Origin of the sequence: Burkholderia sp. BCC1999, from assembly GCF_905339975.1 — a bacterium.
Taxonomy (GTDB): Bacteria; Pseudomonadota; Gammaproteobacteria; order Burkholderiales; family Burkholderiaceae; genus Burkholderia.
This window is the reverse complement of record NZ_CAJPHP010000008.1, coordinates 95,290-114,202: the sequence shown is the minus strand read 5'-3', so window position 1 is coordinate 114,202 and position 18,913 is coordinate 95,290. Positions and strand designations below refer to the sequence as shown.

Here is an 18,913-nt window from a genome sequence, read left to right as displayed (position 1 = left end):
TGGCTGCCACGGCGACGGCAACCGTTCCCCATATCGCCAGCGCACGCACCGCGTTCAACGTGCCTGCCCGCTGCAATTTCGTTCAAGACGCACGTTGCCGCCGTACGCGACGATGCGGTGCATGAAGACCCGACTGATTGGCTATCTCTATCTCGCCGCCGCGATGGCGGGCGTCGGCAGCACCGTCATCGCGAGCCGTCTCGCGGCCGGCGGCCTGCCGCCGTTCGCGGCCACCGCGCTGCGCTTCCTGATCGCGACGCCGCTGCTGTTCGCGCTGATGCGCGCGCAACGGATGCGCTGGCCGCGCGTTTCCGCGCGCGACGCCGTCCTGCTCGTCATCCAGGCCGCGGCAGGCGGCGTCGGTTATACGGTGCTGCTGATCAGCGGCACGAAGCTGTCGTCGCCGCTCGATGCAGGCGTGATGCTCGGCACGCTGCCGGCCATGTCGACGCTGATCGCGGCCATCGTGCTGCGCGAGCGGCAGACGCCGCGCGACTGGGCAGCCGCCGCGCTCGCCACGGCCGGCGTGTTGTTCGTCACGTTCGCCCCCGGCCACGCGATGCCGTCGCTCCAGACGCTGGCCGGCGATGCACTGGTGCTGGCCGCGGTCGCCTGCGAAGCCGTATTCATCCTGCTCAACCGGCGACTTGCCGCGCCGCTGCCGCCGCTCGTGCTGTCCACCGCGATGTCGGGCCTTGGTTTCGCGCTCGCGCTCGTGCCGGCGGTATTCGAATGGCGCGCGGTCGCAGACGGCTGGACCGTCGGCGCCGTGTCGGCAATCGCCTACTACGCGCTGGTGCCGACCGTGCTCGGTTACCTGTGCTGGTACGCCGGTTCGGCGCGCACCAGCGGAACCGAGGCTGCGCTGTTCACGGCGGTCGCGCCGGTCTCGGCCGTGCTGTTCGCGGTCGCGCTGTTCGGTGAAACGCTGAACGTCACGCGAGTCGCCGGCATCGCGCTCGTCGTTGCAGGCATGCTCGTCGGCGCGACGCGGCGGCGCGAGCGGCTCGCCGACACGCACGATGTGCTGCCGGACAGCCCCGCACCCGCCGCCGCACAAACCGCCGCCGACTGACCGCGGTCGTCGCGGGATTGCGGCAACGACAGCCACTTCTTCCCTTCACATGGCCCCTGGCCCGCGCGCCCCGGCGACTGTAGGAATGTGTCCGTGTGCCGCAAATCGATTGCGCACCACTCCGCAAGATGCAATATTCGCGTGGCCGGACCTTTGACAACCATCGAACAACAATCCGCCACGCAATGAACAGGAAGGAAGCCAAAACAAGAATCGCGGTGCTGCTCTCCGCGGGAACGAGGAAGGCCGACGCACTGGCCGAACTGTCCGGACAGGGGCTCAAGGATCGCGTGCTCGCGCACCTGATCGCATCGCGCCCCGACCCCGAGCGCTGCCGCAAGAACAAGGTGCACGTCCGGATCCTGATCGCGCTCGGTATCGCCCAACTGGCGATCAGCCTCATGCTCGCGTATTACTTCTTCGCAAGCGGCGCCGGCACGGGCCTCGTGGCCGTGTTCCTGGCGTTGACCGTGCCGCTGTCGCTGCTGTTCATCTGGGGCTTCGCGACCCATCGCGTCGGCGCCTATCACGCGTTCATCCTGCTGTCGCTGCTGCAGTTGCCGAAGACCATCGCCGAGCTCGGGCGCGATCCGTCGACCGCGCTGCCGAGTCTCCTGATTACAGCCCTGCTGGTGGGCTACGTCTGGTACGTGCGCAACCGGATGTTCCCCGACTACGGCTGGTTCACGCCGCGCAAAGTCGAAGGCCGCTACGCGTTCGTCGAACACGCCTGACGCCGCGAGCGTCGGCACCGGCCGAAAAAAAGGCGCCGGGCCGCCCCGCAATTGCGGGACGGCCCGGCGCCTTCTGCATTCCGGAACTGGTCGGCTTACTTGGCCTTTTCAGCCGTATCGCTGATCGCCTGGCCGCCCTTCGAAATGTCCTGGCCCATGCCGGCGACCGTGTTGCAACCGGCGAGCGCGGCGGTCACCACCAGCAGCATTGCAGCAATCGTACGCGTCATTCTCATTCTCCTTCGAATCAGCAAGCCCGACCGGGCGAATTGTTTGCGGCATGGCGCCCGGCACGATGCCGGGCACGGGGCCTGACCTGATTATACGGAGACGAACGCGGCGCGCCAGTACGACGCCACCACGTGTGACACGCGCCACACAGCCCGTTCGAGCAGATTTTCCTTGACTTCATTGCGCCAGGAACTAATATACGCACCGCGTATATTTTCCGTCAGGAGCCGCCGATGACCGTTCCCCAGCAAGCCTTCCTCCGCGACGCGATGCGCCGCCTCAACATGACCCGCGAAGCGTTCGCCAATCGCATCGGCGTCAGCCGGCGGGCACTGGATACCTGGCTGTTGCCCGACGACTCGCAGGAATCGCGCGGGATGCCCGAGATCGTCGAGCGCTTCGTGTCGGAAATCGTCGAGCGCCCGGCGCCGGATAGCGGAGACTATACGCAAAGCGTAGACAAACAGGGGCTCTCGAAGCAGTTCCTGTTTGAAGGCAAGCCGCAGTTGATCTCGGTCGACCAGTTCTCGCGTGATTCGGTCGAGGCGCTGTTCCGCGTGGCCGACGTGATGCAGCCGATCGCGCGACGCCACAAGATTTCACGCGTGCTGGAAGGCGCAGTGCTCGGCAACCTGTTCTTCGAGGCCAGCACGCGCACCCGCGTATCGTTCGGCGCGGCCTTCTGCCGGCTCGGCGGCTCGGTGTGCGACACGACGGGCTTCACGTTCTCGTCGATGGCCAAGGGCGAATCGATCTACGACACGAGCCGCGTGATGGCCGGCTACGTCGATGCACTCGTGATCCGCCACCCGGAGAAAGGTTCGGTGGCCGAGTTCGCGCGCGCGACCAACCTGCCCGTGATCAACGGCGGCGACGGCCCCGGCGAACACCCGAGCCAGGCGCTGCTCGATCTTTATACGATCCAGCGCGAGTTTTCGCGGCTCGGCAAGATCGTCGACGGCGCGCACATCGCACTGGTCGGCGACCTGAAGTACGGCCGCACCGTGCATTCGCTGGTCAAGCTGCTCGCGCTGTACCGCGGGTTGAAGTTCACGCTCGTGTCGCCGCCGACGCTCGAGATGCCGGCCTACATCGTCGACCAGATCGCGACGAACGGCCATGTGGTCGAGCAGACCACCGACCTCGCGGCCGGGCTGCGCGGCGCGGACGTCGTCTACGCGACGCGGATCCAGAAGGAGCGCTTCACCGACGAATCGTTCGAAGGCTACACGCCCGATTTCCAGATCAACCAGGCGCTCGTCGACTCGGTGTGCAAGCCCGACACGCTGATCATGCACCCGCTGCCGCGCGACAGCCGGCCCGGCGCGAACGACCTGTCGGTCGACCTGAACCGCGACCCGCGCCTTGCCATCTTCCGGCAAACCGACAACGGCATTCCGGTGCGGATGGCGATCTTCGCGGTACTGCTCGGCGTCGAGAACCTCGTCCAGCATTCGATGCGCGACGCGACGTGGCGCCCGCCGGCCTACCTCGGGCCGGAAGACGCGGTGTTTCACGGCGTCGATTGAACCGCATCCAGGCGCTCGCGCCCGCTTGCCATCGTTTCAGGCTGGCGAGCGCGCTCGCCTGAAGCAGAACGCGCCGCATCGTACGGCGCGTTTTTCAATTGGGGCGCAGCCTGCGGGAGCGGCAGCCGCGCGCGCTAGCGCGCCCACGGATCGATTACGCGAATTCCCATCGCCTCGAACGGCGTGACGTCGCGCGTGGCAACGATCAGGCCGTTCGCCTCGGCCGTGCCGGCGATAAAACCATCAGAAGGCGCGATTGCGGCACCCGCGGCAAGTGCGCGTGCACGAAGGCTCGCATACGCTTTGCTCGCAGCATCGTCGAATGGCAGGATCCGGCCGCGAAACAATGGCAGCACGCGCTGCTCGATGCTCTGATGCAGCCACTCTCGCCGGCGCCCTTCGGGCAATACAGCCACGCCCAACCGTATTTCCGCGAGACTGGTCGCGGCCAGAAACAGTGTCTCGACATTCTGGGCATCGAGCCACTCGATCACGGCCGCGCTCGGCTCGCGTCGTAGCGGTTCGGAAATGACATTCGTATCGACAAGGATCATTCGAAGCTCATCGGATCGGCAGGCGTCTTGTCGCGTTGGGCGTCGAAATCGAATCCGCCGGCCTCCTGCCCGATTGCCGCCAGCATCGTTCCCAGCTTGAGCCGCCCGCCTGGAAGAACGGCCTGTTCGAGAATGTCGCGTACTTCGGCTTCGGTGCTGCGGCCATGCTGGGCCGCGCGAATGCGAAGAGCTCGATGCACTTCATCGGGCAGATTTCGAACGGTGATCACCGGCATGATGCGCCTCGTCAAGATTGCTTTCAATGCAGTCATGTTAGCACTCTGCTGTCATACCGGGTGAATCGCGACACAGCCACTCTAACCGGCCCGACAAGCCCTTCATATCCGGCCATTCGGCCAATCTCGCCGCCACACGCCCCTTTCACATTCGTCAACAATTCCCCAACAAACGAGAACACGAACGCTTCTCATTTAACTTGAAATTACATAGAATGCCGCCTGAAAACAAATCGTAATAATTCCCGATGGCGTGCACATTTCCGCAGCGCACCGCCCCGGGGCCACACCGCGAGGTCGAAGCGCACCATGAAGTCACGTCCCGACGAGCTGAAGCTCGGCAAATTCACCACCCTGTGCAGCGTGCTCGCCGCAAGCCCGGCATTCGCGGCAGACGGCACGCCGCCGCCCGCCCCCGCCAGCACCGAAGGCCATCTCGCGCCGATCGAGATCCAGGGCAAGACCGAGCACAGCTACAAGGCCGACTTTTCCGCCTCCGCGAAATTCACCGCACCGCTCGTCGACACGCCGAAGTCCGTCACCGTGATCCCGCAGGAACTGATCCAGAGCAGCGGCGCGTCGACGCTGACCGAAGCCCTGCGCACCGTGCCCGGCATCACGTTCGGCGCCGGCGAAGGCGGCAACCCGCTCGGCGACCGTCCGTTCATCCGCGGCTACGACACGCAAGGCAGCATGTTCGTCGACGGCATGCGCGACACGGGCGCAACCACGCGCGAGATCTTCAACACCGAGCGCGTCGAGATCACCAAGGGTTCCGACGGCGCATACGGCGGCCGCGGCGGCGCAGGCGGCAGCATCAACCTGATCACGAAGGCCCCGCACCTCGGCACGACGGCCGCCGCGAGCGCGGGCCTCGGCACCGACCGCTATCGCCGCTTCACGGCCGACGGCAACTGGCAATTCGCCGATCACGCCGCGTTCCGCCTGAACCTGATGAGCCACAACAACGACGTCGCCGGCCGCGACGCCGTCAACAACGAGCGCTGGGGCGTCGCGCCGTCGATCGCGTTCGGCCTCGGCACGCCGACGCGCGTGACCGCAAGCTACTACCACCTGTCGACGGACGACATGCCGGACAGCGGCATCCCGTATTTCTATACGACGTCGAACAAGCCCGCGAACGTCGACACGATCTATCCGGCGCCCGTCGATCGCCACAACTTCTACGGCCTGATCGACCGCGATTTCCGCAAGACCACGTCGGACATCAGCACGATCAAGATCGAGCACGACATCACGTCGTCGCTGACGATCCGCAACACCACGCGCTACACGGAATCGACGCAGGACTACATCTGGACCCAGCCGGACGACAGCCAGGGCAACGTGGTGAACGGCAAGGTCTGGCGCCGCAACAACAACCGCGCCAGCTCGATCAACAGCCTCGCGAACCTGACCGAGCTGTTCGGCGAATTCCGCACGGGCCCGTTCAAGCACAGCTTCACGACCGGCATCGAACTGTCGCGCGAATGGGGCAAGCGCGACTCGTACAACGTCGCGACCGACACCGGCAAGATCTGCCAGAAAGGCATCGGCGCCGCATCGGGCTACAACTGCACGAGCCTGTGGTCGCCGAACCCGAACGATCCGTGGGCCGGCTCGATCACGCGCAACAACGACTACGCGCATGCACGGACCACGACGAAGTCGATCTACGGCTTCGACACGATCGAGATCACGCCGCGCTGGCAGGTCAACGCCGGCGTGCGCGTCGACGACTACTCGACCCGCTTCACCGACACCAAGGCAAACGGCGGCAAGACCACCACGCGCGACGACACGCTCGTGAACTGGCAGGCCGGCCTCGTGTTCAAGCCCGCGCAGAACGGCAGCATCTACGCGTCGTACGCGACGTCGTCGACGCCGGCCGGCATGCTGCTCGGCGAAGGCAGCGAAACGCAGTCGCTCACGCCGGGCCGCGGCGGCGTCGGCTCGAACGCCGATCAACTGTCGCCGGAAAAGAACCGCAGCATCGAGCTAGGTACGAAGTGGAACGTGCTGAACGACAAGCTGTCGCTGACGGCCGCACTGTTCCAGATCGACACGACGAATGCGCGCGTGACGCTGCCGAACAACCAGTACGCGATGGTCGGCAACAAGCGCGTGCAGGGTCTCGAACTCGGCCTCGCCGGCCAGATCACGAAGCAGTGGCAGGTGTTCGGCGGCTACACGTACATGAAGAGCGAGCTGCGCGACAACGGCAAGGACAGCGCGAACAACGGCAACCGCTTCCCGAACACGCCGAAGCACAGCCTCACGATGTGGTCGAACTACGACGTGACGCCGAAGTTCACGGTCGGCGGCGGTGCGTTCTACATGTCGGAAGTCTTCGGCGATCCCGCCAACCTGCGTGCCGTGCCCTCTTACTGGCGCTTCGACGCGATGGCGCAGTACCGGATCAACAAGAAGCTCGACCTGCAGCTGAACGTGAACAACCTGTTCAACCGCACGTATTTCGATCAGGCGTACCCGGCGCACTATGCGTCGATCGCACCGGGCCGCTCGGCGTTCCTGACGCTGAACGCGCGCTACTGATCGATGGAGGCCGTGTCGCTGAAGGCGCTCGCGTCGGTTTCGCCGCGCGAGTTCGCCGACATCCTGGCCGGGCCGCCCGAGCGCGCCGCCGCGTGGGTCGCGGCGGCCGCCGACAACGGCATCGTCGATGCGCAGGCCGTCTACGGGCAGTACCTACTCGACGGGCACGGCGTCGCGCGCGATCCGGCGGCCGCGTTCAACTGGTTCCGGCACGCGGCGCGGGCCGGCCACGCGATGGCGATGAACATGCTCGGCCGCTGCTACGAGTTCGGCTGGGGCACGGCCGCGTGCGCGCCGGTCGCCGTGTACTGGTACCGGCTCGCCGCGCAGGCGGGGCTCGACTGGGGCATGTACAACTACGCGACGGCGCTCGCGCTCGGCAACGGCGTCGACGAGAACCGCACCGACGCGCTCGACTGGTTCCGCCGTGCGGCCGCACTCGGCCATGCGAAATCGATCAACCTGATCGGCGGCTTCTACGAAGATGGCTGGGTCGTCGCGGTCGACACCGACGCCGCATTCGAGCACTATCGCCGCGCCGCCGTTGCCGGCGACTTCCGCGGCCAGTTCAACCATGCACGGCTGCTCGCCGAGCGCGGGCACATCGACGATGCGCTCGCGTGGCTCGCACGCGTGCCGGCTACCGCTACCCCCGCGTTCGTCGCGAAGATGCGCGCGTATCTCGCGTCGTCGCCGATCGACGCATTTCGCGCGGCGGCGCTGCAGTTGCAACCACAGCCGCAGCCGCACAGCATGGAATCCGCAACATGATGCTTCATATCCCCGGCGTATTGACCACGGCGCAGGTCGCGCAATGCCGCAACCACCTCGATGCGGCCGAGTGGGTCGACGGTAACGCGACGTCCGGCGCGCAGTCGGCGCTCGCGAAACGCAACCGGCAATTGCCGGAAGGATCGCCTGCCGCACGCGCGGTGGGCGACGCGATCCAGGATGCGCTCGCACGCAATCCGCTGTTCTTTTCGGCGGCGCTGCCGTTGAAGGTATTTCCACCGTTGTTCAATCGCTACGCAGGTGGCGAGACGTTCGACACGCACGTCGACAACGCGATCCGGCTGTTGCGCGGCACGGATTTCCGCGTGCGCAGCGACCTGTCGGCGACGCTGTTTCTCGAGGAACCCGATGCGTACGACGGTGGCGAGCTGTGTGTCGAGGATACGTACGGCGTGCATCGCGCGAAGCTGCCGGCCGGCGATCTCGTGCTGTATCCGGCGTCGAGCCTGCATCACGTGACACCGGTGACGCGTGGCGAGCGCGTGGCGTCGTTTTTCTGGATCCAGAGCATGGTGCGCGACGACGGCGACCGCACGCTGCTGTTCCAGCTCGATACGCAGATTCAGGCGCTTTCCGCGGAAAAAGGCGCGAAAGATCCGATGGTCATCGCGTTGACGGGGATTTATCACAACCTGTTGAGGAAGTGGGCGGACGCGTAGCGCGAACGGGTAACACTGTCTGTCCCGGGCGCTTGCGCCGTGTCGGAATCCATGACTAAAATGACCATCGTCAAATGACCATGCTCATATCATGATGCCGCACGCTCCCGTATCGAAATCCGAATTCAAGGCTCGCGCGCTCGAATACTTCCGGCTCGTCGAGGCGTCGGGTGAAAGCCTGATCGTCACCGACCACGGCAAGCCGACGCTCGAGATCAGGCCGTATCACGCACGCGAGGCTCAGCCGTTGGACATATTGCGCGGCTCGGTCATGCGCTACGACAATCCTCTCGATCCGATTGCGGAAGATGATTGGGAGGCGTCGCGGTGATTGTGCTGGATACGCATGCGTTGGTGTGGTGGGTGGCGGGCGATCCTTCGCTCAGCAAGAAAGCGCGCAGCGCGATCGATCGCGCACGGAGCGAAGGTGCGCTCGCCGCATCCGCGATCTCCGCGTGGGAGATTGCGATGCTGGTGCGCAACGACCGCCTCGCGCTGACGATGGATGTCGACGCGTGGCTCGCCACCGTCGCGCAGATCGACGGCATGCGCTTCGTGCCCGTCGATGCCGACATCGCCGCGAAATCCACCGACCTGCCCGGTACTTTCCACAAGGATCCGGCCGACCGCATGATCGTTGCGACCACGCGTCGGCTTGGCGCGCAGTTGATCACCCGCGACGAAAAAATCCGCGCGTACGCTCATGTCAAAACGCTCTGGTGAGCGCCACCCGCCCGCGTACCCAACCGCCGCACGTTCTCGGCCGGACTCTGGCATATTGGCGATTCGTCTGACCAAAACGACCACAGCCGCCTCACCGCATCGGCTCGTGACCCGCAATCGCCATCTCGCCTGCCTGCCCGCTACCGTGATACCGCTCTCCGATCCTGCCGTCCGGTCGATCGCCCTGATGGAGTCGCACGAAGGGTTTGTCGATCTCGCCACCTACGATGAACGCATCGCCGTCGACCTCACCCGCAGCGTCGTCGAAAACACGAGCCCGCATTTCCTGAAGGTGCGCCGCGGCATCGCCGAGCGGCTGGTGGCCGCCACGCACGCGCTCACCGCCGGCCTGCGCCTGTACGTGAAGGAAGGCTATCGTCCGCTCGCCCTGCAGCGCGAGTACTTCGCGAGCCATCTCGCGCAATTGCGCGCGACGCTGAATCCGCTGCCGTCCGACGACGCACTGGTCGAACTCGCGAGCCGCTATATCGCGCCGCCCGAAGTCGCCGCCCATCCGACCGGCGCCGCCGTCGACATTTCACTGATATTGGGCCGTCATCCAGAACGAATCGCACGCCATTTACGGTCCCGTCGAGGAAAGCATGCTCGACGAAGCATCGCGATGACGGTCTTTCCGACCTGACGGGCGCGAATCGGTAACATCCTCACTTGCCGATCCCCGTCCGCTCCCGCACAATCGCGGCACCTGCCTCACTCCCCCCGCGCCGATGTCCTATGCGTCACTCGCCACCGGCGTCCTGCTCGCCGGCGGCCTTGGTCAACGCTTCGACCCGAGCGGCCTGCACAGCAAGCTGCTCGCGCTGCTGCCCGACGGCACGCCGGTTGCGGTCGCCGCCGCTCGCCATCTCGCGGCGGCCACGGCCGACGTGATCGCCGTCGTCCGCCCTGGCGCCGAGAAACTCGCGATTCTGCTGAACGAAGCCGGCTGTCAGGTCGTCTATGCGCCCGACGCGTTGCGCGGCATGGGCGCAAGCCTCGCCGTCGGCGTACGCACGACGCCCGACGCGAGCGGCTGGCTCGTCGCGCTCGGCGACATGCCTTGGATCGCGGCTTCCACGTACGAATCGGTCACACGCGCGCTCGAGGCCGACAACGCCTCGATCGTCGCGCCCGCGCATCGCGGCGTACGCGGCCATCCGGTCGGTTTCGCCGCGCACCACTTCGATGCGCTCGCCGCGCTCGACGGCGACACGGGCGCCCGTGCGCTGTTCGCCAGCGCGCCGGTCAAGCTGCTCGACGTCGACGACCCCGGCATCCTGCGCGACGTCGACACGCCGGCGGATTTGCGCTGACCGCGGTCGTGCGGCGCCCGCCCCGGCGCGATCCCGCACGAAAACCGCCAATGCACGAACTTCGCCGACGATCGCCTACCCGCCGCAAGAATCCGCTGCAAACGCACGCCCGATTGCCTATAACGGAGACGAGGCGCACCCGCTGCGCCGCCGCCGTCATGCACTGCGCGAGTTCTCCATGACCGACCACACGACCCCGACGCCCGAGCCACCGGCCGACCCGAACCGCGATCCGGAAGACGACCCGCTGTCGTCGCCGCCCGGTCATCACGACAACCCGCAACAACCGGACGGACCGCCGAGCAAAGACCCGGTTTAGCCGCGCGTCGGCCGCCCCGCGCCTTCACCGCCATTCCCCGTCATGCGCGACCACCGCGTGACGCGGCCTAGCGCGACGTATACCCGCCGTCGATCGGCAGCGACACGCCGCTGATCATCGACGCCGCATCGCTCAGCAGAAACAGGATCGGCTCGACGACTTCGTCCGGCTCAGCAAAGCGCCCGAGCGGAATCGCGGCCAGCATCGGCGCGCGCTTCTCCGGTTCGCTCCACGCGAACTGCGCCATCGGCGTGAGCGTGACGGTCGGGTTCACGCTGTTCACACGAATGCCGTGCGGGCCGAGTTCGATGCACAGCACACGCGTGATCGCATCCATCGCCGCCTTCGACGCGCAGTAGCTCAGATGCGCGGGCAGGCCGACGAGTGCGGCCTGGCTCGATACGTTGACGATGCTGCCCCGTGCGCGTGCCGCCCCGCGCCCGTCGCGTTCGATCATCTTGCGCGCGACGGCCCGCGCGACGAGCGCCGCACCGCGTGCGTTGACGGCCATCACGCGATCGAAATGCTCCGCGCCGACATCCAGAGCCGGCTCGAGCGATGCGATCCCCGCGCAATTGACGAGGCCGTCGAATGCATCGTGCGCGGCAAGCGCCGAGTCGATCGCATGCTCGTCGCCACCGACATCGATACGCAACGTCTCGCACGCGGTCTCGCCGGCGAGCGTGTCGAGCGCGGCCATGTCGCGCGCCGCCGCGACGACCCGCGCACCCGCCTGCGCCAGCGCGACCGCACACGCGCGCCCGATCCCGCTCGATGCTCCCGTGACGAGCACCCGCGCACCGCTGAAATCGAATCGCGTGTTCATGATGATGTGCCCAACCGGTGCATGATCGGCTTGAGTGCCGGATAGAGCGCCGTGTAGAGCGCGAAACGCGCGTCGTACGTGTTCGCGCTGGCGGCATCGGGCCGCGCTCGCTCGACGAGTGTGACCCAGCCACCCTGCGCATCGTCGTGCGACACGAGCCCCGCCCCGACACCCGCGAGCAGCGCGGCGCCCATCGCGGCTTCGACATCCTGCTCGATCGTCCACACCGGAAAACCCGTCACGTCCGCGATGATCTGCATCCACAACGCCGAATGCGCGGCACCGCCGACGACGATCAACCGATCGTCCAGCGCGACCGCGCCACGGCGGCCGGCCTCGATGTTGTGTCGCAACGCGAACGCGACTCCTTCGAGCACCGCGCGATACAGGTGCGCACGCGTATGCGCGAGACTCAGCCCGACGAACGCGCCGCTTGCCTGCGCATCCCACACCGGGCTGCGCTCACCCATCAGATACGGCAGGAACAGCACGCCATCGGCGCCGGCCGTCACGTTTTCGGCCGCCTGCTCGAGCAGCACGTGCGGATCGCCGTGCGGCAGCAGGCGCGCCGCATCGATTTCCGCCTGACAGAACTGGTCGCGGAACCATGCGACCGACGCGCCGGCCGTAATCGCACCGCCGAACACGTACAGGTCGCGCTGCCCGTCGAACACGTGCGGCATGCTGACGAGCCCGTGCCGCGCATCGACGTGCCGGTTCACGTAGCCCCAGCACATGCTGGTGCCGATCATCGCGACATGCTGCCCGGTACGCGTCGCGCCGGCCGCGAAGGTCGCGACGGCCGCATCGACGCCGCCCGCGACGACAGGCGTGCCGGCCGGCAACCCAAGCCGCTCCGTCCATTGCGACAGCAGGCCGCCGACGATGTCCGTCGAATCGACGAGCCGCTCGGGCATCATCGTCGCCGGAATGCCGAGCATGTCGAGCGCATCGTCGGACCACTCGCGGCGCGCGACGTCGTACACGCCGCCGATATTGCCGGCTGAACTGTGATCGACCGCGACCTCGCCGGTCAGCAGGTAGATCACGTACGCGTTCGGCGGCAGGAAATAGCGCACGTTCGCCCATACGTCCGGCCGCTGGTCGCGCAGCCACAGCATCTTGGTGAAGCCGTAGTAGCTGTCGACACCGTTGCCCGTGATCACGCGCAGCCGCTCGACGTTCACGTGCTCGTTGACCCAGTCGACTTCCGCGGTCGCGCGCCGGTCCATCCAGATCAGGCAGGGATGCAGCGGCCGCATGTCGATATCGACCGGAATGCCCGAGCCGCCGTACAGGCTGCTCACGCACACCGCGCGGATCGCGTCGGCCGGCACGCCCTGCGCACGCGCGTCGCTCACGCAGCCCGCGACGCATTCGAGCACCGCGTCGAACCACACCTGCGGCCACTGCTCGGCCCACAGCGGGCGCGGCGTGTCGGGCTGGTAGCCGGCCGAGCGCCGCGCGACGATCGTGCCATGCCGGTCGACCAGCAGCGCCTTGGTACTCTGCGTGCCGATGTCGACGCCAATCACGTATTCCATGATGTCTCCGGTGAGGCGCATGCCTGCCGCATCAGCGGGCCGGCTTCAGCAGCACCTTGATCGATTCCGGCGATTTCGCGACGCGGATCGCGTCGTCCCAGTCCTCGAGCGCGAAATCGTGCGTGACGATGCCTTTCGACGTGACGAGCCCGCGCGCGAGCAGGTCGATCGCGACCGGATAGCAGTATGGCCCAAGGTGCGCGCCGCGCACGTCGAGCTCCTTGCGGTCGCCGATGATCGACCAGTCGGCGGTCGTATCCTCGCCGAACACGCTGAATTCGACGAAGCGGCCGAGCTTGCGGATCAGGTCGAGCCCCTGGTTCACGCCGACGGGCGCGCCGGTCGTCTCGATGTAGACGTCGCAGCCGTAGCCGTCGGTGAGCGACCTGACGATCTCGCGCGCGTCGTCGCGCTTCGGGTTGATCGTCACGTCGGCGCCGTACTGCCGCGCAAGTTCGAGCCGCTCGTCGATCAGGTCGATCACGACGAGCTTCTTCGGCGTCTTCAGGTGCGCGACCTGCGTCATCATCAGGCCGAGCGGGCCCGCGCCCGCAATCACGACGACGTCGTCGAGCTGGACGTCGCCGCGGTTCACCGTATGGATCGCGCACGACAGCGGCTCGATGATCGCCGCGTCCTCGAGCGATACGCCGAGCGGGATCTTGTGGACGATCGCGGTCGGCGGAATCCGCATGTATTCGGCCATCCCGCCGTCGGCGACTTCGCGCTGGAAGCCGAAGATGTTGTGCACTTCGCACATCCAGTACTGGCCCGACTTGCAATAGCGGCACTTTCCGCACGGCACGATCTGCTCGGCGATCACACGATCGCCCATTGCCACGCCGAAATGCCCGGCCGCGCCGTCGCCGAGCGCTTCGACGTAGCCGAAGAATTCATGGCCGGGAATCACGGGCGCCTTCACCCACGGGTTCGGGCCGCCCCAGAACATCTTCGCGCCCGTATAGCACTTGCAGTCGCTCGCGCAGATCCCGCATGCGGCAATGCGGATCACGAGCTCGTTCGCACCGGGTCGCGGCCTCGCGACCTGCTCGACGCGGTAATCCTCGGGGCCGTGGCAAACGACCGCGGTCATCCGCGGCTGGGCTTCGGGTGTCGTCATGAGTTGTCTCTTTCGTTGATGATAGGGATTGCTGATCGATTGAATCGTTACCGCGACCGTTCGCGGCTGATGTAGATCGCGAGCAGGATGATTCCGCCCTTGATCACGTTCTGCACATACGGGTTCACGCCGATCATGTTCAGCCCGTTGTTGAGCACGCCGAGCAGCAACGCGCCGACCAGCGTGCCGAGGATCGCGCCACGCCCGCCGGAGATCGACGTGCCGCCCATCACGACGGCCGCGATCGCGTCGAGCTCGAATCCGACACCCGCGTTCGGCTGCCCGCTCATCAGCCGTCCCGTCAGCACGATCGCGGCCAGCGCCGACGTGAGCCCAGCCAGCGTGTAGACGATCAGCTTCACGCGCGCGACGCGCACGCCGGTGAGCCGCGTCGCCTGCTCGTTGCCGCCGATCGCATACACGTAGCGGCCGAACGGCATGCGGTCGAGCAGCAGCCATGCGATCGCGTACACCACCAGCATGATCAGCACGGGCGCCTGGATGCCGAGCACCTTGCCGCTGCCGAAGAACGCGACCCAGTCGGGCAAGCCGTCGATCGGATAGCCGCCCGTGTAGATCAGCGCGAGGCCGCGCGCGATGCCCATCGTCGCGAGCGTGACGATGATCGGCGGCATCCCCGCGAACGCGACGAACACGCCGTTCAGGAAGCCGAAGCCGAGGCCCACCGCGATGCCGATCGCGAGCGCGGCGACCGCGTTGACGCCCGCGACCATCAGTCCGGCCGCCAGCGTGCCCGAGAGCGCCATCACCGAGCCGACCGACAGGTCGATCCCGCCAGTCAGGATCACGCAGGTCATGCCGACCGCGATGATCGCGTTGATCGACACCTGGCGCAGCACGTTCTCGAGGTTCGCGGCGGACAGGAAGCTCGGGCTCGCGATCATCATCGCGATGCACACGACGATCAGGCCGACGAGCGGATAGAACAGCGTCGAGCGCCGCAGTTGTGCCCACATCGCGCGCGGCGGCGGTGCATCGCCGTTTCCGGCGGCGGCCGCGAGTGTCGTGGAAGGCGTGGAAGAAGAATCAGGCAGGTTCATGGGTCGCTCCTCGCGTGCCGGCCGTGGCATAAGTCATGACCGTGTCGGGATCGATCTCGTCGTCTTCGAGCATCGCCTCGATGCGTCCTTGCCGGAACACGGCGACGCGATCGCACATGCCGACGATTTCCGGCAGCTCGGACGAGATCATGATGATGGCGTAGCCGCGCGCGGTGAGTTCGCGCATCAGCCCGTAGATTTCGGCTTTCGCGCCGACGTCGATGCCGCGCGTCGGCTCGTCGAAGATCAGCACCGACGTGTGATGGTTCAGCCAGCGCGCGATCACGACCTTCTGCTGGTTGCCGCCGGACAGCGTCGCGACTTCGGTGTGGATCGACGACGCTTTCACGCCCACGCGCCGCATCACGTCGTGCGTCGTGCGCGCCTCGCTGCCGCGGTCGATCAGCCAGCGCATCGACCGGTACTTGCTGAGGTTGTTCAGCGAGATGTTGTCGCGGATCGAGAACGACGTGACGAGCCCTTCCGTCTTGCGGCTTTCCGGCAGGATGCCGATACCCGCGCGCAACGCGTCGGCCGGATCGGCGAGCTTCGCGGCCGCACCGCGCACGCGCACTTCCTTGCGATGCACGCGCGTCGCGCCGATCACCGCGAGCGCGGTTTCGGTGCGGCCCGAGCCGACCAGCCCGGCGAAGCCGAGGATCTCGCCGGCATGCAGCGTGAAGCGGTTCACGGGGCCATCGCGTTCGATCTGCAGCGCATCGACTTCGAGCACGGCTGGCGCATCGGCCACGCGCGCCGGTTTCGGCGGAAAACTGCTCTCGATCCGCCGTCCGACCATCATCCGCACCAGTTGCTCGACGTCCGTGCGCGCAACGTCGGTCGTCGCCACATACTGGCCGTCGCGCAGCACCGTGATGCGGTCGCACACCGCGAAGATTTCCTCGAGATGATGCGAGATGAAAATCATCGCGACGCCCTGCCGCTTCAGCTCGCGCATGATCGCGAACAGGTGCCCGGCTTCGGCCGGTGTGAGCGTGGCGGTCGGTTCGTCGAGGATCAGGATGCGCGCGTCGAGCGACAGCGCCTTGCCGATCTCGACGAACTGCTGCTGCGCGACCGACAGCGCGCGGATCGGCGCGTCGAGATCGATCGCCACCCCGAGCCGCGCGAAGATCGCGGCCGCTGCGCGGCGCATCCGCTTGCGGTCGCGCGCGCCCCAGCAGTTGCGCAGCTCGCGGCCGAGGAACAAGTTGTCGACGGCATCGAGGTGCGGAATCAGGCTGAACTCCTGAAACACGATGCCGACGCCCGCCGCGACCGCGTCGTGATAGTCCGCGAAATGGCGCGCGGCGCCGTCGATCTCGATCGTGCCGGAATCCGGCTGATGAATGCCGCACAGGATCTTCATCAGCGTCGACTTGCCCGCACCGTTCTCGCCGAGCAGCGCATGGATCTCTCCGCGCGCGATCTCCAGATGAATGTCGGACAGCGCCTTCACGCCCGGAAAACTTTTCGTGATGTGGCTGAGCCTGAGTATCGTGTCCATCGGCTTCTCCGTGTGAAAGGCGCCGGCCGCGCCGCCGCCTTTCTCGTCACGTCGTACGTCGTTCACCAGCTGAAGCCCTTCGCGTTACCGCGGTCGACGACCTTCACGTCGACCGGGATCGCCTTCGGCACCGTCGCGCCCCACTTGCGCGCGATCGCGATGCCGAGCGCGATGCGCACCTGGTCGGCCGGGAACTGCGCGGTCGTCTCGATGAACTTCGAGTTCGGTTTCTGGATCGCGGCGATCGCCTCGGGCGCGCCGTCGACACTCGTCAGCTTGATGTCCTTGCCGGAACCCTCGATCGCGGCGAGCGCGCCCATCGAGCCGCCGTCGTTTACGCTGAAGATGCCCTTCAGGTTCGGATGCGCGGAGATCATGTTTTCGGTGACCGACAACGCGGTCGCGCGCTCCTGCTTGCCGTTTTGCGTATCGACGAGCTTCACGTTCGGGAATTTCGCGAGCCCGGCCTTGCAGCCGCGCACGCGTTCGAGAATCGGCACGACCGGAATGCCGTCGAGAATCGCGACCTCGCCGCTGCCGCCGATCGCCTTCGCGAGGTATTCGCACGACATCACGCCCGCGTCGTAATTCTTCGAGCCGACGAACGAATCGACGGGCCCGTTCGCATTCGCATCGACGGCGACGACCACCGCACCGGCCTTCTTCGCCTGCGTGATCGCCGACTGGATGCCGGTCGAATCGGTCGGGTTCACGAGCAGGATGTCGATCTTCTTCTGCAGCATGTCCTCGACGTCGCTCACCTGCTTGCTGACGTCGTGATGCGCGTCGGTGACGACGACCTGCGCGCCGATCGATGCGGCCGCGTCGTTCAGCGCCTTCTGCATCGTCACGAAATACGGGTTGTTCAGCTCCTGGAACGTCATGCCGATCCGCAGCGGCGCGGCCTGCGCGGCCGTGACGGGCAGCCAGGCCGCGGCGGCGAGCGCGGCAACGGCCGCCATGCGGGCGGCGCGACGAGGGGATGAAGCGGGCGATGCATGCGTCATGGCGGTGTCTCCGGAGTTGTGTGCAGCTTTTTCGTGGGTGAGTGAGCCCCTCGCGACGTGAGCGGCGCGATCGGCTGGGTAAAACGTCGGGAAAAACTCAGGCGGGCAACGGCCCGGCGATCATCCGGGCTGCGGGGCGAGCTCGGGCGCGCCAGGGGTCAGCACGCGCGGCGGCATCGGGTTGCCGGTAGGCGCCGCGTGCAGCGCCAGGTCGCGGCTGCGCGCGTTCAGGCGCTGCAGCGCGCGAAATTCGGACGGCGCCATCCCCTTCACCGCGCGGAACTGGCGGTTGAAGTTCGACACGTTGTTGAAGCCGGCCTGGAAGCAGATGTCGGTGATGTTCGCGTCGTCGGCGAGCAGCATCTGGCACGCGGATTCAATCCGCAGACGATTCACGTACTGCACGAACGGCATGCCCGTCTGGCGATGGAACGCGCGCGAGAACGCGCTGACGCTCTGCCCGGTCAGTTGCGCGAGATCGGATTCGCGCAGCTCCGACGCGAGGTTCTTGCCGATATACGACAGCGCGTGGCTGAGCCGCGTGGGCGTGACGTCGGCCTGGTCGTACGCGGGGCTCGCGAGCAGCGTGCGTTCGGCCGCGCCGCACAGGCGTTCGAGGATCGTCATGAACAGCGCGATGCGGCGCATGCCGCGCGCGGCCAGCAGTTCGTCGAACAGCGGCGCGATCGCGGCGCTCGTCGCGGCATCGAAGCCAACGCCGCGCCGCGCGTCGTCGAGCAGCGCCTGCGCGTCACGGCATTCGGGAAACGCGTCCATGCAGCGGCGCACGAACGCCGGGTCGAACTGGATCACGAGATTGCGGCGCTCGACGGTTTCGCCTTCGGCCATGTCGCTGACCCAGTTGTGCGGCAGGTTCGGGCCGAGCAGCACGAGATGGCCGGGGCCGAACGAACCGATATGGTCGCCGACGAAATACTTGCCTTGCGTCGCGACAATCAGGTGCAGTTCGAATTCGGGATGGAAGTGCCAGCGGATCGTGCGATACGGGTAGCCGTGCGACCAGACCTTGAACGACTCGTCGCGTCGCACGTCGACCACTTCGAGATCGGGGTGCATCATGTTGGCGTCTCCATTCCCATGTATCGCTGGCCGGCCTGTTCGGCATG

At 66.6% G+C, this 18,913-nt stretch carries 21 protein-coding genes; 11 read left to right on the top strand and 10 right to left on the bottom strand.

Translation table 11 applies throughout. From position 1 onward, the window contains the following. Positions 1 to 121 precede the first annotated feature (121 nt). Together U5809_RS13450 and U5809_RS13445 are read left to right on the top strand one after the other, a co-directional pair. On the top strand, positions 122 to 1,075 hold the full coding sequence (locus U5809_RS13450) for a DMT family transporter (RefSeq protein WP_322086868.1): 954 nt from the start codon (positions 122 to 124) through the stop codon (positions 1,073 to 1,075). 185 nt (positions 1,076 to 1,260) lie between these two features. Beyond that, positions 1,261 to 1,809, top strand: a complete 549-nt coding sequence (locus U5809_RS13445) for a permease (protein ID WP_282508918.1) — start codon at positions 1,261 to 1,263, stop codon at positions 1,807 to 1,809. 95 nt (positions 1,810 to 1,904) lie between these two features. On the opposite strand, the gene U5809_RS13440 is transcribed toward U5809_RS13445, so the two are convergent. Next, positions 1,905 to 2,039, bottom strand: coding sequence for an entericidin A/B family lipoprotein (locus U5809_RS13440; RefSeq protein WP_009688930.1), 135 nt, complete (start codon positions 2,037 to 2,039; stop codon positions 1,905 to 1,907). A gap of 234 nt (positions 2,040 to 2,273) precedes the next feature. Between U5809_RS13440 and U5809_RS13435 the strand changes: the two genes are divergently transcribed. Then, positions 2,274 to 3,569 carry an aspartate carbamoyltransferase gene (locus U5809_RS13435; RefSeq protein ID WP_282508917.1) on the top strand — a complete coding sequence of 432 codons (1,296 nt, stop codon included), beginning with the start codon at positions 2,274 to 2,276 and terminating at the stop codon, positions 3,567 to 3,569. A gap of 134 nt (positions 3,570 to 3,703) precedes the next feature. Here U5809_RS13435 and U5809_RS13430 read toward each other — a convergent pair whose 3' ends face one another. Then, positions 3,704 to 4,123 (bottom strand): type II toxin-antitoxin system VapC family toxin, encoded by a 420-nt coding sequence (locus U5809_RS13430; RefSeq protein WP_322086867.1) that lies wholly within the window; start codon positions 4,121 to 4,123, stop codon positions 3,704 to 3,706. Continuing rightward, positions 4,120 to 4,359 carry a FitA-like ribbon-helix-helix domain-containing protein gene (locus U5809_RS13425; protein WP_059619278.1) on the bottom strand — a complete coding sequence of 80 codons (240 nt, stop codon included), beginning with the start codon at positions 4,357 to 4,359 and terminating at the stop codon, positions 4,120 to 4,122. Before U5809_RS13425 ends, U5809_RS13430 begins: the two co-directional genes overlap by 4 nt. A 309-nt stretch (positions 4,360 to 4,668) precedes the next feature. Here U5809_RS13425 and U5809_RS13420 point away from each other — a divergent pair, with 309 nt between their 5' ends. The 8 genes from U5809_RS13420 to U5809_RS13385 all read left to right on the top strand — a co-directional run bounded on the left by U5809_RS13420 (position 4,669) and on the right by U5809_RS13385 (position 10,721). Continuing rightward, positions 4,669 to 6,915: a TonB-dependent siderophore receptor gene (locus U5809_RS13420; RefSeq protein ID WP_322086866.1), complete on the top strand. Its 2,247-nt coding sequence runs from the start codon at positions 4,669 to 4,671 to the stop codon at positions 6,913 to 6,915. Between the two features lie 3 nt (positions 6,916 to 6,918). After that, entirely contained in the window at positions 6,919 to 7,686 is a 768-nt protein-coding gene (locus U5809_RS13415) for a tetratricopeptide repeat protein (protein WP_322086865.1), read from the top strand. Next, the gene (locus U5809_RS13410) at positions 7,683 to 8,366 is read left to right on the top strand and encodes a Fe2+-dependent dioxygenase (RefSeq protein ID WP_322086864.1); all 684 of its coding nucleotides are present in this window, start codon (positions 7,683 to 7,685) and stop codon (positions 8,364 to 8,366) included. Before U5809_RS13415 ends, U5809_RS13410 begins: the two co-directional genes overlap by 4 nt. Before the next feature lie 91 nt (positions 8,367 to 8,457). Further along, entirely contained in the window at positions 8,458 to 8,697 is a 240-nt protein-coding gene (locus tag U5809_RS13405; protein ID WP_011659184.1) for a type II toxin-antitoxin system Phd/YefM family antitoxin, read from the top strand. Next, positions 8,694 to 9,089, top strand: a complete 396-nt coding sequence (locus tag U5809_RS13400; RefSeq protein WP_322086863.1) for a type II toxin-antitoxin system VapC family toxin — start codon at positions 8,694 to 8,696, stop codon at positions 9,087 to 9,089. Before U5809_RS13405 ends, U5809_RS13400 begins: the two co-directional genes overlap by 4 nt. Positions 9,090 to 9,144: 55 nt before the next feature. After that, on the top strand, positions 9,145 to 9,732 hold the full coding sequence (locus U5809_RS13395; RefSeq protein ID WP_322086862.1) for a hypothetical protein: 588 nt from the start codon (positions 9,145 to 9,147) through the stop codon (positions 9,730 to 9,732). Between the two features lie 85 nt (positions 9,733 to 9,817). Next, on the top strand, positions 9,818 to 10,402 hold the full coding sequence (locus U5809_RS13390) for a nucleotidyltransferase family protein (RefSeq protein WP_322086861.1): 585 nt from the start codon (positions 9,818 to 9,820) through the stop codon (positions 10,400 to 10,402). Between the two features lie 178 nt (positions 10,403 to 10,580). Beyond that, positions 10,581 to 10,721, top strand: a complete 141-nt coding sequence (locus U5809_RS13385; protein ID WP_021158153.1) for a hypothetical protein — start codon at positions 10,581 to 10,583, stop codon at positions 10,719 to 10,721. Positions 10,722 to 10,788: 67 nt separating this feature from the next. On the opposite strand, the gene U5809_RS13380 is transcribed toward U5809_RS13385, so the two are convergent. The 7 genes from U5809_RS13380 to U5809_RS13350 form a co-directional block, all read right to left on the bottom strand. After that, positions 10,789 to 11,547, bottom strand: coding sequence for an SDR family oxidoreductase (locus tag U5809_RS13380; protein WP_322086860.1), 759 nt, complete (start codon positions 11,545 to 11,547; stop codon positions 10,789 to 10,791). Beyond that, the gene (locus U5809_RS13375) at positions 11,544 to 13,091 is read right to left on the bottom strand and encodes an FGGY-family carbohydrate kinase (protein ID WP_322086859.1); all 1,548 of its coding nucleotides are present in this window, start codon (positions 13,089 to 13,091) and stop codon (positions 11,544 to 11,546) included. Before U5809_RS13375 ends, U5809_RS13380 begins: the two co-directional genes overlap by 4 nt. A 31-nt stretch (positions 13,092 to 13,122) precedes the next feature. After that, positions 13,123 to 14,211, bottom strand: a complete 1,089-nt coding sequence (locus tag U5809_RS13370; protein WP_322086858.1) for an alcohol dehydrogenase catalytic domain-containing protein — start codon at positions 14,209 to 14,211, stop codon at positions 13,123 to 13,125. A gap of 47 nt (positions 14,212 to 14,258) precedes the next feature. After that, positions 14,259 to 15,272, bottom strand: a complete 1,014-nt coding sequence (locus U5809_RS13365) for an ABC transporter permease (RefSeq protein WP_282508907.1) — start codon at positions 15,270 to 15,272, stop codon at positions 14,259 to 14,261. Next, positions 15,259 to 16,779: a sugar ABC transporter ATP-binding protein gene (locus U5809_RS13360; protein WP_322086857.1), complete on the bottom strand. Its 1,521-nt coding sequence runs from the start codon at positions 16,777 to 16,779 to the stop codon at positions 15,259 to 15,261. The genes U5809_RS13365 and U5809_RS13360 overlap by 14 nt, the downstream gene beginning before the upstream one ends. Positions 16,780 to 16,841: 62 nt before the next feature. After that, positions 16,842 to 17,786 (bottom strand): substrate-binding domain-containing protein, encoded by a 945-nt coding sequence (locus U5809_RS13355; RefSeq protein ID WP_322086856.1) that lies wholly within the window; start codon positions 17,784 to 17,786, stop codon positions 16,842 to 16,844. 120 nt (positions 17,787 to 17,906) lie between these two features. After that, positions 17,907 to 18,866 carry an AraC family transcriptional regulator gene (locus tag U5809_RS13350; RefSeq protein WP_322086855.1) on the bottom strand — a complete coding sequence of 320 codons (960 nt, stop codon included), beginning with the start codon at positions 18,864 to 18,866 and terminating at the stop codon, positions 17,907 to 17,909. Positions 18,867 to 18,913: the final 47 nt, after the last annotated feature.

What these genes read in the sequence shown, in the direction of transcription:
- U5809_RS13415 (WP_322086865.1), top strand. Translation starts at nt 6,919, where the DNA reads ATGGAGGCCGTGTCGCTGAAGGCGCTCGCGTCGGTTTCGCCGCGCGAG.
- U5809_RS13430 (WP_322086867.1), bottom strand. Translation starts at nt 4,123, where the DNA reads ATGATCCTTGTCGATACGAATGTCATTTCCGAACCGCTACGACGCGAG.
- U5809_RS13450 (WP_322086868.1), top strand. Translation starts at nt 122, where the DNA reads ATGAAGACCCGACTGATTGGCTATCTCTATCTCGCCGCCGCGATGGCG.
- U5809_RS13355 (WP_322086856.1), bottom strand. Translation starts at nt 17,786, where the DNA reads ATGACGCATGCATCGCCCGCTTCATCCCCTCGTCGCGCCGCCCGCATG.
- U5809_RS13370 (WP_322086858.1), bottom strand. Translation starts at nt 14,211, where the DNA reads ATGACGACACCCGAAGCCCAGCCGCGGATGACCGCGGTCGTTTGCCAC.
- U5809_RS13405 (WP_011659184.1), top strand. Translation starts at nt 8,458, where the DNA reads ATGATGCCGCACGCTCCCGTATCGAAATCCGAATTCAAGGCTCGCGCG.
- U5809_RS13435 (WP_282508917.1), top strand. Translation starts at nt 2,274, where the DNA reads ATGACCGTTCCCCAGCAAGCCTTCCTCCGCGACGCGATGCGCCGCCTC.
- U5809_RS13360 (WP_322086857.1), bottom strand. Translation starts at nt 16,779, where the DNA reads ATGGACACGATACTCAGGCTCAGCCACATCACGAAAAGTTTTCCGGGC.
- U5809_RS13410 (WP_322086864.1), top strand. Translation starts at nt 7,683, where the DNA reads ATGATGCTTCATATCCCCGGCGTATTGACCACGGCGCAGGTCGCGCAA.
- U5809_RS13380 (WP_322086860.1), bottom strand. Translation starts at nt 11,547, where the DNA reads ATGAACACGCGATTCGATTTCAGCGGTGCGCGGGTGCTCGTCACGGGA.
- U5809_RS13350 (WP_322086855.1), bottom strand. Translation starts at nt 18,866, where the DNA reads ATGATGCACCCCGATCTCGAAGTGGTCGACGTGCGACGCGACGAGTCG.
- U5809_RS13375 (WP_322086859.1), bottom strand. Translation starts at nt 13,091, where the DNA reads ATGGAATACGTGATTGGCGTCGACATCGGCACGCAGAGTACCAAGGCG.
- U5809_RS13445 (WP_282508918.1), top strand. Translation starts at nt 1,261, where the DNA reads ATGAACAGGAAGGAAGCCAAAACAAGAATCGCGGTGCTGCTCTCCGCG.
- U5809_RS13425 (WP_059619278.1), bottom strand. Translation starts at nt 4,359, where the DNA reads ATGCCGGTGATCACCGTTCGAAATCTGCCCGATGAAGTGCATCGAGCT.
- U5809_RS13365 (WP_282508907.1), bottom strand. Translation starts at nt 15,272, where the DNA reads ATGAACCTGCCTGATTCTTCTTCCACGCCTTCCACGACACTCGCGGCC.
- U5809_RS13420 (WP_322086866.1), top strand. Translation starts at nt 4,669, where the DNA reads ATGAAGTCACGTCCCGACGAGCTGAAGCTCGGCAAATTCACCACCCTG.
- U5809_RS13385 (WP_021158153.1), top strand. Translation starts at nt 10,581, where the DNA reads ATGACCGACCACACGACCCCGACGCCCGAGCCACCGGCCGACCCGAAC.
- U5809_RS13440 (WP_009688930.1), bottom strand. Translation starts at nt 2,039, where the DNA reads ATGACGCGTACGATTGCTGCAATGCTGCTGGTGGTGACCGCCGCGCTC.
- U5809_RS13390 (WP_322086861.1), top strand. Translation starts at nt 9,818, where the DNA reads ATGTCCTATGCGTCACTCGCCACCGGCGTCCTGCTCGCCGGCGGCCTT.